Below are 11,489 nucleotides of genomic sequence, written 5' to 3' on the forward strand. Positions count from 1 at the left end.
GATGATCTCGGGCGCGTTGATGCGGTCGTCGTAGAACAGGCCGACGACCATGCGCTTGACGTCCTTGCGGTACATTGCGGACTCCAATCCGGACGCCAAAGCGTCCAACTTTTCGTCCGCACCCCCCCATTGACGTTCCCGGGTACTGGATTCGCTCAATCCGCATTCAGCGGTGCGCGGATTGAGCGAATCCGGTGCACAACGGGCGCAATCCGTCTCTTATACACTGGATCCGCTCAATCCGCGGCACAATGGATGCGGCAACGGACGTCGAAAAAGCCGAGCACCGAGTATTGAACATCAAGAATCGGAGACAAGGAGCGCACTTATGGAATGGCAGCTGCCGACGCATATCCCGGAGCATATTCCGACGGGCGCGCGCGTGGTGGTGCGCACCGCGATCGGCGTGGACCCGGCAGACGGGCGCATGAAGTTCCGCGATTACGTGGGCCACGTGCGTGCGTGGAACGGCGTGACGCTCGAGCTCACGCGCGACGCGGCCGCCAACGGTTCCCGACCGGCCGAAGAGGTCTCGATCGACGCGCGGACCATCGTGCGCCTCAAGCCCGTGCCGGAGCGTCCCGTCATGCGCCGATAGAGCCGATAGAACAAGCGAAAGCCCATCGCACCGCATAGCCGACAGGCCCATTGTGCTGACGGTGGGACATCCCGCCCACGCGTCCTATGTCCGACCGTCTTAGGGACAGGGAGCGCATGCCCGGACAGGGAGCGGGCGCTCCCGGTCCACCCGGCGCAAGATTGGCGGAGTTTCAACCTTTTTCAAGTTTCTGGACGGGGAGTGCCCGCTCCCTGTCCAAAGAAACGCGCCCGGTCCGTGGTAGGCGCATCCGCACGAGTCACGGACCGACGAACCGGCGGCGGCACCGATCACAGCGCGGAACGCACTTCGGCGGCGAACCGGCGGAGCCCGTCGATCCGCACCACATGCTCGCCGCGGCGGGCGGAGGCCAGCAATTCGTCCCGCCAGCCGTCTGGCGTCACGTCGACCACGCGCGGCTCGTGCGCGGCGGTTCCCGCGCGTTCGGCGGCCTTGTACGCGCGGAACGGGTCGGCGGCGGCGAAGAAGTTCAGCATCGCCGGCGGTGTGGCAACGGCGGCACCGGTCACAGTGGCCGCAACGGGCGCAGAACCGCAGTCGCTACCGTCGCCACTACCGGTACCCGCACAGGCACCAGCGCCCGCGTCGACACCGGCGGAGGCCAGCTCCCCGTGCAGCAGGTCCGCCACCGCGGTCAGGCGCGCGGCCATCGAGCGCAGCAGCGTCTCCACGTTGGCGGCGTCCTCCTCCACCATCGCGCGCGTGCGGTCCGGGTCCGTCAGGGCCACGCGCGTCATGTCGCGCCAGCATCCGGCGGCGAGCGCGGCGGCGACGTTGCGGTTCGGGTCGGCGGTGAGCTCGTTGGCCAGGGCGGTGGCGACCACGTGCGGCATGTGCGAGATCAGCGCGGCGGCCTCGTCGTGCACGGCGTCGTTGAGCACGATCACGCGGTTGCCCACGCCGGCCGTGATGAGGTCCATGACCGTGAGGAAACGCGCGTAGTCGGTCTCGCCGTCCACGGTCACGGCCCACAACGCACCGTCGTAGAGCGTCGGGTCGGCGGCGGCCCATCCGGAGCGTTCGTTGCCGGCCATGGGGTGCGCCCCCACGTACTGCGCGTCGAGCCCGGCGGCCTTCACCTGATCGCGCACCATGCCCTTCACGCTGCCTACGTCGGTGAGCGTGGTTCCGGGGCGGATCGTCCCGGCCAGTACGCCCAGCACGTCGGGCATCGCCTTGAGCGGATTGCACAGCACGATCACGTCCGGCCCGGCGGCGGCCAGCTCCTCCAGCGAGTCCACGCAGCGCACGCCGGCGGCGCGGGCGGAGTCATACGGCCGCGGCGTGTGGTTCCATGCGACCACCGTGCGTCCGCGCTCCACGAGCCGCAGCGCCAGCGAACCGCCGATGAGCCCCAGTCCCACGACGCCCACGGTGGCGGCGCGCGGAACGCCGTTTTGCGGACCGCCATTCCGCGAACCGCCCTGCACGCCGTTTCCGGTCACGCCGTTGCCTGTCATGGCGTCCGTCACCTCTACCACAGCAGCTCCCTTCCCACGGTTTCGTCGTCGTTCCAGCCGTCCGGCAATGCGGAGGCGTCCAGATGCACACCGCCCTGCGGCAGCATCCACGCGTCCACGGGCGGGTTCGGCCTCTCGCGGCGCGGATAGACGGCCAGAGTCTTCACCCAGTCGCCGTGTTCGGCCACCTCGCCCAGCACGGCGCGGAATCGATCCTCCCACGGGGCCGCATCGAGCGTGGCGATGAAGCTGTACGTGCCGTCGTGCCCCTTGATGGGCCGGGAGATGAAGCTGGTCATGTTGAGGCCGGCGTCGCGCAGCACGTCGAGCAGGTCGGCGAGCACGCCTGGGCCCGTGTTGAGCGGGATGAAGGTGACGATCGACTCGAATTCGGCCACGCCGTTGCCTCGTGCGCGGGCGAGCAGGTCCGGCACTTCGCGGCGCGGGGCGATCACGAGGAATTCGGTGCGCGCGCCCTGATAGTCCTGCACGCCGCCGGCGACCGTGTCGAGCCAGTACAGCTTGCCGCAGATGGCCGGGCCGAACGCCATCTCGCCGGGCTTGAGGTCACGGCAGGCGGCGGCGTTGGAGGACGCGGGCACGGGCGTGAGGTTGTGCTCGGCGATGAACCGCTTGCACTGGGCGAGACCGTGCGGATGGGCGGAGACCGTGCGCACGCGGGACATGTCGGTGCCGGGCCGCACGAACGCGTCGAAGGCCACGTCCACGCCGACGCGCACGAATCCGGCCACGTCCTCGGCGTCGATGAGCGCATCCAGATTGGGCACCACGTAGCCCTCCACGTTGTTCTCCCACGCGATCACGCCCCAGCCGTCGCCGTCGCGCGTGGCGACCATGATGGCGGGCACGTCGGGCTCCGGCGCGAGCGTGAACTCGGCGCCTTCGGGGGCCAACGGGCGCAGGGTCTGCGCGGCGGTGATGGCGGCTTGATGGGTGAACGTGCCCTCGGGGCCCAGATAGTGCAGCGTGATGGTGGTGGAGGCGGTCATGCGCGGGACTCCTTGTTGCGGGCGGCGGAATCCGGGGCCACGGCGGGATCCATCGCGGAAGCGGAATCCGCTGCGGAGACGGCCGAGGGAACGGAAGCGGCAGGCGCGGTGGAAGCGGCAGGCGCAACAGGTGTCACGGAGGACCGACCGCCGTTCAGCCCGGCGAACAGTCGCGAGGGCAGGCAGACCACGATGATCTGGATGACCAACATGCCGCCCATCCACAGCAGCGTGGCGTAGTGGCTGAAGAACGTGACGAGCGAGGCGCCGCCGGTGGGCATGAGGATGTCGCCGCCGGGGCCGTACGAGCTCATCTGCCACACGACCACCGACGAGACAATGAGATGCACGGCCACGCCGACCGTGCCGGCGAAGCCACGCGAGAACACCGCACCGACGCCGATGATGAGGAACGCCAGCAGCAGGCCGTATGGGATGTTCTGCGCCGCGCCCATGCGGTGGGCCACGTTGCCGACGAGCGCCGCGACCGCGCCGATCGGCAGGCATATGGCCACGCGGGCGGGATATGGGATGCGTTGCTGCTGGACTGTCATAGTCCATTAGTGTAGGCCCTCGCGCGGGCGGGGCCCGGGATTGCGCCCGTTGATGGACAGGGTTGGGCCGGCGGAACCGTTATTTACGCCGCTCGGCGCCGCTGCGGGTCCGTTTTCGTACGGTCCCATATGATTTCGTACACTGGAATGTTCCACGCGTACCTTTTTATATCCGGACGATATGATTTCGGACGCTCAGCGTCTCTCCATGTACGTTTTCGTACGACGCCGTATGATTTCGGACGTCTGGCACCTCCTCCGCGTACGTTTTCGTATCGGACCGTATGATTTCGGACACCAGTACCCGTGTCCGCGCCCGTAGCACGACATATGCCGCCAAATATGGGAAAGGCTCCCGCGAAGGGGAGCCTTTCGGAAGGAGGAACGGTCAGGCCTACTTGTTGGCCTGGTTGTTCTGCTGAGCCGTCAAGCGGGAAGCCCAGTGGGCTTCCCGTAGGCGAAGGGAGCCGCCACCACGGCGGCGACGGTCGTCTGAATAATCAGGCCTACTTGTTGGCCTGATTGTTCTGACGACGCTGCTTGGCGCGCCACTTGTACCAGTCCTCGCGGCCGAGGATGATCTTGCGCACGCGGATGGACTCCGGGGTGACCTCCACGCACTCGTCCTCGTTGGCGAAGTCCAGGGACTCCTCGAGGCTCATCTTGATCGGCGGGGTCAGCGTCTCGAGCACGTCGGCGGTGGAGGAGCGCATGTTGGTCATGTGCTTGGCGAGCGTGATGTTCACGTCCAGCTCGTCGGGCTTGTTGTTCACGCCCACGACCTGGCCCTCGTACACCGGGGACTGCGGCTCCACGAAGAAGCTGCCGCGCGCCTGCAGGCGCTGCATGGCGTACGGGGTGGCCACGCCCTGGCGGTCGGAGACCATCGAGCCGTTCTGGCGGGTGACGATCTGGCCGGCCCACGGCGCGTAGCCGGCGGAGATGGAGGACGCGATGCCGGTGCCGCGGGTGGCGCTCAGCAGCGCGGTGCGGAAGCCGATCAGGCCGCGGGACGGCACGGTGAACTGCAGGCGGACCCAGCCGGAGCCGTGGTTGGACATGTTGTCCATGCGGCCCTTGCGGTCGGCAAGCAGCTGGGTGACGGCGCCCATGTACTCCTCCGGCACGTCGATGGTGGTGTTCTCCATCGGCTCGTTGACCACGCCGTCGATCTTCTTGGTGACAACCTGCGGGCGGCCGACGGTCAGCTCGTAGCCCTCGCGGCGCATCTGCTCGGCCAGCACGGCCAGCGCGAGTTCGCCGCGGCCCTGGACCTCCCAGGCGTCCGGACGGTCGGTGGGCAGCACCTTGATGGACACGTTGCCGATGAGCTCGCGGTCGAGGCGGTCCTTGATCATGCGGGCGGTGAGCTTGTGGTCCTTGCCCTCGGTGCCGGCCAGCGGGGAGTCGTTGACGCCGAAGGTCATGGAGATGGCCGGGTCGTCCACGTGGATGAGCGGCAGCGGCTTCGGGTCGTTGGGGTCGACGATGGTCTCGCCGATCATGATGTCGTTCACGCCGGCCACGGCCACGATGTCGCCGGGGCCCGCGGAGGCGACGGGCGTGCGCTCGAGGCCCTGGGTGCGCAGCAGCTCGGCCACGCGGAAGTTCTCGATGGAGCCGTCCACGCGGGACAGGCCGTAGGTCTTGCCCTTCTCCAGCGTGCCGTTGTAGATGCGCACGAGGCCGAGTCGGCCGAGGAAGTCGGAGGAGTCGATGTTGGCGACGTGGGCCTGCAGCGGCGCGCCCTCCTCGTACTCCGGGGCGGGGATGTACTTGATGATGTCCTCGAAGAGCGGTTCGAGGTTGTCGTTGTCCGGCAGGGCGCCGTCGGCGGGCTGGTCGGCGGAGGCGTAGCCGGCCTTGGCCGCGCAGTACACGACCGGCAGGTCGAGCAGGTGGTCGAGATTGAGGTCCACGCCCTCCTCCATCACGTCCTGGGCGAGGCCCAGCAGCAGATCGGTGGATTCGGAGACGACCTCGGAGATGCGGGCGTCCGGACGGTCGACCTTGTTGACGCACAGGATCACCGGCAGTTTGGCCTCGAGGGCCTTGCGCAGCACGAAGCGGGTCTGCGGCAGCGGGCCTTCGGAGGCGTCCACGAGCAGCACGACGCCGTCCACCATGGAGATGCCGCGCTCCACCTCGCCGCCGAAGTCGGCGTGGCCGGGGGTGTCGATGATGTTGAGGGTGATGCCCTCCGGGTGGCCGTACTTGGCGGCCAGCGGGCCGGTGTACTCCACGGCCGTGTTCTTGGCGAGGATGGTGATGCCCTTCTCGCGCTCCAGATCGTTGGAGTCCATCACGCGATCCGGCACTTCCTCACGCTCGTTGAACACGTGGGACTGCTGGAGCATCGCGTTCACCAGCGTGGTCTTGCCGTGATCGACGTGCGCCACGATCGCCACATTTCGAATATCACCACGAACCGCCATCGAAACCTCTCTTAATCGAATTTGCTTTGGTTCTACCTGTACTTGCACACAAACCGAGCCAAGCATAGCGGCACGCATTGACCGGCCGCCGTCAGCCGCCCGCAGCCCACGACCAGCAACCGGCAATCCGCAATCGACAACCGGCGACCCGCAACCGGCGGCCCCAATTCCACATCCGGCATTTGCTCTCCGCTGCCCCGCAGTGTGCGGCGCGCAACAATACGGGCCCAAAAGGACGAAATCCGCTTTTCGCAGTGTCAAACCGACGCCGTGGCGGGGGTTTGGCGCTTGGAATCGCGGATTTCGTCCTTTTGGGCCCGTGTTTATGGGATTTATGGGACGAGGCCGGCCTTTGGGAATCCCGCTTCCGGCGGCTCAGTCCTCCAGCTCGAGGCCCTTGCGCTCCGGCAGGCACAGCGCGGCGGCGCAGGCGAGCACGAACGCGACGGCGAAGACCACGAACGCGACGGACTTGTTGCCGCCCGCCAGCCCCAGGAACCACGGCATGAGCAGCGGCGCGATGATCGCGGCCACGCGGCCGCACGCGGCGGCGGCACCGGACGCGGCGGCGCGCAGGCGGGTCGGGTAGATCTCAGGCGTGACGGCGTACAGCACGCCCCACGCACCCAGGTTAGAGGCGGACAGCAGCATGCCGATGCACAGCACGGCTGCCACGGATCCGGCCTGCGAGAACGCGAACGCGGCCACGGCGGAGACGGCCAGGAACACGGAGAGCGTCCAGCGGCGGCCCCAGATCTCCACGAGCCACGCGGCCAGGAAGTAGCCGGGCAGCTGGGCGAGCGAAATGATGAGCGTGTAGCCGAACGACTTGGTCAGGGAGCCGAACTGGGAGGCGAGCAGCGACGGCATCCACGTGAACGCGCCGTAGTAGGAGAAGTTCACGAAGAACCACGTGGCCCAGATCGCCACCGTGCGCGCGATGTACTTGGAGCCGAACAGCTCGTGGGTCTTGATCTTCGGCAGCGGCTTGCCCTTCGGGGACGGGACGGCCTTCACGCCGCCGGCGGCCTCGAAGTAGCGCACGGCCTTCTCGGCCTCGTCCTCGCGGCCCTGCGCCTCGAGGAAGCGCACGGATTCGGGGATGTGCACGCGGGTGACGATCGCGTAGAGCAGCGGCAGCGCGCCGATGAGCAGCGCCCAGCGCCAGCCCCAGTCGCCGGTGTTCGGGATGACGAAGTAGCCGATGCACGCGGCGACGATCCAGCCGACGGCCCAGAACGATTCAAGCAGGACGGTCATGCGGCCGCGGTGCTTGGTGGGCGAGAACTCGGAGACCAGCGTGGAGGCGACGGGCAATTCGGCGCCGAGGCCCAGGCCGATCACGAAGCGGGCGACGAGCAGCGCGACGAGCGACCATGCGAGCGCCATGCCGCCGTTGGCCAGACCGAAGATGACGAGCGTGGCGGTGAACACGGTCTTGCGGCCCACGTGGTCGGCCACGTAGCCGCCGAGCGCCGCGCCGATGGCCATGCCGATGAAGCCGATGGACAGCACCCAGGACTTCTCGGTGGCGGTCAGGTTGAAGTGCGGGTCGGCGGCGATGGCGGCGACCACGAACGACACGAGGCCCACGTCCATGGCGTCGAACGCCCAGCCGATGCCGGACGCGACGAGCAGCCTGCGGTGGGCCTTGTTGAACGGCAGGCGGTCGAGGCGCTCGTTGCGCGTCAGGCTCGCGGGCGCCGGGGCGGACTGCTCCGGCTGCATGGTTGTAGTCATGCTGATTCCTCTCTCTATTGGTGCTTTGGAACGGTTGGATGATCCGGACTTTCCGTCTTTGCCCAATCCGTGCGCGGAAATTGCGATATTGGGCAAAGACACGGCATTACGGGCGATTTGGGGCCTCCGAGCTCACGGATCCGCCCAATATTGCAATCCAGCGACGCAGATTGGGCAGGAGCGGAACGGGAAGGCGGCGGACGCGGCGGATTGCAACGGATTGCGGCGCGGCCTACACGGTGGTCAGCGCGGACAGGGCGTCGTCGCCGGACGAGGCGCCGGGGCCGGGCGACATGGCGGCTGCGGCCGATCGCGCGCGGGCGTCGAGCTCGGCGAGCCGGTCGCCGGTCAGCGCGTAGGCGTAGGGGCGCTCGCCGGCATCCCGACGCGGCACGTACCGGTAGACGGCGGCCGGGCGGTGGCGTCCCTCGCGCAGCGTCTCCCCCGTCTCCTCGATCTCCCCGGAGGCGAGCATCTTGCGCCGGAAGTTGGGCAGGTCGAGCACGGTGCCGGTGACCGCCTCGTACACGCCGTGCAGCTGGCGCAGCGTGAACGTGGGACCGACGAGCCGCGCCGCGATGTCCGGGTATTCGATGCGCGTGCGCAGGCGGGCCAGCGCGTAGGCGATGATCTCGCGGTGGTCGAAGGCGATGTCCAGCGAGGGCAGGTCGCTTTCCGGGAACCAGCGCACGTTGTCGCGCTCCGCGAAGTCGCCGGCCTCCGCCTCGCCGACGAGCGCCCAGTAGACGATCGAGACCATGGGCAGGCCGCCGCGCGACCGGTCCGGCCCTCCGAACGCGTGGAGCTGCTCGAGGTAGCTCGGGTGCAGGTCGGTGGTCGATTCCAGCGCCTCGTAGGCCGATTGGGCGAGCGTGCGGTCGCCGCGGATGTCGCCGCCGGGCAGGGCCCAGCATCCGAGGAACGGCTGGCGGACGCGGCGGACGAGCGGCAGCCACAGGCGGCCGTGCTCACTGTCCGGGTCGAGCGCGAGGATCACCACCGACACGCCCACCTGCGGCGGCTGCCTCAACCGTTCGCTGACGTTGCCGTATCCCATTGGCGCTCCCGCTTTCGTGTTTCCTGACAATTTCCGGGAGCGAATGTACTACTAATGGTCAAATTGACTAATAGTCATGCGTGTCGCGGCGCGCTGCGGGACGCCGTGTCGTCCGCCTCAGGCCTCGTCCTCGGCCTCCGCGGCGGAGGCGGGCAGGAACGGGGCGAGCGACGGCAGCTGGTCGAGCGAGTCGAGGCCCATCTTCTCCAGAAACAGGGCGGAGGTCCTGAGCAGGGCGGCGCGCGACTCGGGGTCCACGCCGTCCTCGCGCACCAGACCGCGCACGGCGAGCGAGCGGATCACGCCGTCGGAGTTCACGCCGCGGATCGCCGCCACCTCGCCGCGCGTGACCGGCTGCTTGTACGCGATGATCGCCAGCGCCTCCAGCGCCGCCTGACTGAGCCTCGCGGTCTGCCCGTCGGTCACGAACGCGGAGACGACCGGCTCGAACGCGGCCCGGCTGGCGTACTGCCATCCGCGCGCGGTATGGCGCAGCTCGAACCCGCGCCCCTCGCGGTCATATTGGTCGCGCAGCGATTCGAGCGCCGATCCGACCGCCCGCTCCCCCGCGCCGAGCACGCGGGCCAGATCGGCCTCGGTCTGCGGCTGATCGGCCGCCATGAGGATCGCCTCGAGGCAGGCGCCGAGCCCGCCGGGAAAATCGTCCGCATTGAAATCCGCGACATCCGCCACGGTCTTCGTCTCATCGGTCATGCGAAATCCCCCTCGCTGATCGTCTCCGTGCCGCCGTCCCCGTCGCCGCCCACCCAGCGCAGGTAGAGCGGCTCGTACGGCCCGTCCTGCTTGAACTGCACCGAGCCCTGCTTGAAGAGCGCGAGCAGGACCAGGAACCTGCCCACCACCTCCACGCGCTCGGACGCGTCCGCGACGAGCTCGGCGAACGTGACCGCCTCGCCGGCGCGGGCCCTGAGCCGGTCGCGCACGATCGCCGCCTGAAGGCGCAGATCCACGAGCGGCACATGCAGCTGGTGCACGCTCACCTCGCTGATCGGCGCGTTGGCGATCACGCTCGCGGCCAGACGGGCCAGATCGTCGGGGCCGATCGTCCACGCAAGCTCCGGCAGCATGGCCCCGATCGCGGCGTCCACGGCGGGGGAATGGGGGAAGCGCCCGGCGTTGCTCGCGATGCGCGCGCGGAAGTCGGCACCGGCCTGCTTGAACGCCTTGTACTGCAGGAGCCTCGCGAACAGCAGGTCGCGCTCGCGCAGGGCCTCCATGCTCTGCTCGTCGCGTTCGCCGCGCTCGTCGCCGGGCAGCAGGGCCGCGCTCTTGGCCTCCACCAGAATCGAGGCGACGTCCACGAACGCGCTTGCCTCGTCCATGGAGCGCTCGAAGTCCAGCGTCTTCACGTAGCGCAGGAACTCCTCGGTGATCGCGGCGAGCGACACTTCGGTGAGCTCCAGCCGGCGGTTGGCGAGCATGCCGAGCAACGCGTCGAACGGGCCGGAATACACGTCGAGGTCCACGGAGAAGCCGGAGCCGATCTCCGCGCGTTCCTCCGCCTCGGCCGCGGATCCCGCCGCCGTCATGTCCGTCGCGTCCATCGTCTTCACCGTGCCTGTCGCGTACGCCGCATCCGTCAAGCCGCCGTCATCCGCAATCCGACCCGGCCACGGCGACGGCGACCATGCTCGTCCCCGTCACACCCGTTTTCGTCATGCGGACCGCGCGTCCGGCGCTCAGGCCACCACGCCGCGGGCCACCAGCTCGCGCGCGACCTCGCGGTATTCCTTGGCGGTCTTGTGCTCCGGCGCGTACATGGTGATCGGCGCGGCGGCCACGGTGGCGTCCGGCAGCTTGATGGAACGGGTGATGACGCTGTGGAACACCTTGCCCTTGAACGCCTCGTAGATGCGCTGCAGCACCTCCTCGGAGTGCAATGTGCGCGTGTACATGGTCACCAGCACGCCGTAGATCTCCAGTCCCGGGTTGATGCGCGCCTGCACCTTCTCGATGGACTGCATGAGCAGGGCCACGCCGCGCAGGGCGAAGAACTCGGCGGCCACGGGGATGATCACGCCGTCCGCGGCGGTCAGCGCGTTCACCGTGAGCAGGCCCAGCGAGGGCTGGCAGTCGATGATGATCACGTCGTACTCGTCCTTGAGCGGGCGCAGCGTGCCGGCCAGCACCTGCTCGCGGCCCACCTCGGTGACGAGCTGGATCTCCGCGGCGGACAGGTCGATGTTCGCCGGAATGATGTCGAGGTTGGGGAAACGGGTGTGTTGGACCACGTCGTGCACGTCCATGCGCGGGTTGAACAACGCGGTGTAGATGGTGTTCTCCACGTTGTTCGCGTTGATGCCGAGGCCCACGGTCGCGGCGCCCTGCGGGTCGAAGTCCACGATGAGCACGCGGCGGCCGTACACGCTCAGCGCGCCGGCGATGTTGATCGAGCTCGTCGTCTTGCCCACGCCGCCCTTCTGGTTGCACATGGCAATCACGCGGGCCGGCCCGTGCTGTTCCAGCGTCGGGGGTGCGGGGAAAGTCTCATAATCGCGTCCAAGCAAATCCGTAGGCATACAGCCCACCATACCAACATCCGCGCCCGACGACCGCGCGCGACGTGCCCGGAATCGGGGCGGCTCCGCGGGAG

At 68.4% G+C, this 11,489-nt stretch carries 10 protein-coding genes; 1 reads left to right on the forward strand and 9 read right to left on the reverse strand.

Annotated elements, in window-relative coordinates; translation table 11 throughout:
• Positions 1-328 precede the first annotated feature (328 nt).
• Positions 329-598: a DUF6725 family protein gene (locus tag DSM100685_RS10390; RefSeq protein ID WP_152351268.1), complete on the forward strand. Its 270-nt coding sequence runs from the start codon at positions 329-331 to the stop codon at positions 596-598.
• Positions 599-888: 290 nt separating this feature from the next.
• Here the strand turns inward: DSM100685_RS10390 and DSM100685_RS10395 are convergent, their stop codons facing one another.
• From DSM100685_RS10395 to DSM100685_RS10435, 9 genes are all read right to left on the reverse strand, one after another.
• Positions 889-2,100, reverse strand: coding sequence for a prephenate dehydrogenase (locus tag DSM100685_RS10395; RefSeq protein ID WP_240811906.1), 1,212 nt, complete (start codon positions 2,098-2,100; stop codon positions 889-891).
• Positions 2,094-3,089 carry a prephenate dehydratase gene (locus tag DSM100685_RS10400; RefSeq protein ID WP_152351269.1) on the reverse strand — a complete coding sequence of 332 codons (996 nt, stop codon included), beginning with the start codon at positions 3,087-3,089 and terminating at the stop codon, positions 2,094-2,096. The genes DSM100685_RS10395 and DSM100685_RS10400 overlap by 7 nt, the downstream gene beginning before the upstream one ends.
• Complete coding sequence (locus DSM100685_RS10405; RefSeq protein ID WP_152351270.1) at positions 3,086-3,643, reverse strand: hypothetical protein; 558 nt, start codon at positions 3,641-3,643, stop codon at positions 3,086-3,088. Before DSM100685_RS10405 ends, DSM100685_RS10400 begins: the two co-directional genes overlap by 4 nt.
• A gap of 506 nt (positions 3,644-4,149) precedes the next feature.
• Positions 4,150-6,078: a translational GTPase TypA gene (typA, locus tag DSM100685_RS10410; RefSeq protein WP_152351271.1), complete on the reverse strand. Its 1,929-nt coding sequence runs from the start codon at positions 6,076-6,078 to the stop codon at positions 4,150-4,152.
• A 375-nt stretch (positions 6,079-6,453) separates the two neighbouring features.
• Positions 6,454-7,818 (reverse strand): MFS transporter, encoded by a 1,365-nt coding sequence (locus DSM100685_RS10415; protein WP_152351272.1) that lies wholly within the window; start codon positions 7,816-7,818, stop codon positions 6,454-6,456.
• Positions 7,819-8,050: 232 nt separating this feature from the next.
• A complete protein-coding gene (locus DSM100685_RS10420) occupies positions 8,051-8,875 on the reverse strand; it encodes an NUDIX hydrolase (protein WP_152351273.1) in 825 nt (274 codons plus the stop codon).
• Positions 8,876-8,992: 117 nt separating this feature from the next.
• Positions 8,993-9,589: an SMC-Scp complex subunit ScpB gene (gene scpB, locus DSM100685_RS10425; protein ID WP_152351274.1), complete on the reverse strand. Its 597-nt coding sequence runs from the start codon at positions 9,587-9,589 to the stop codon at positions 8,993-8,995.
• A complete protein-coding gene (locus DSM100685_RS10430; RefSeq protein WP_152351277.1) occupies positions 9,586-10,425 on the reverse strand; it encodes a segregation and condensation protein A in 840 nt (279 codons plus the stop codon). Before DSM100685_RS10430 ends, scpB begins: the two co-directional genes overlap by 4 nt.
• A 150-nt stretch (positions 10,426-10,575) precedes the next feature.
• A complete protein-coding gene (locus DSM100685_RS10435; RefSeq protein WP_152351275.1) occupies positions 10,576-11,415 on the reverse strand; it encodes a ParA family protein in 840 nt (279 codons plus the stop codon).
• Between the last annotated feature and the right edge of the window lie 74 nt (positions 11,416-11,489).

This window comes from Bifidobacterium avesanii, assembly GCF_009299475.1.
In the GTDB taxonomy this organism is placed as follows: Bacteria; Actinomycetota; Actinomycetes; order Actinomycetales; family Bifidobacteriaceae; genus Bifidobacterium; species Bifidobacterium avesanii.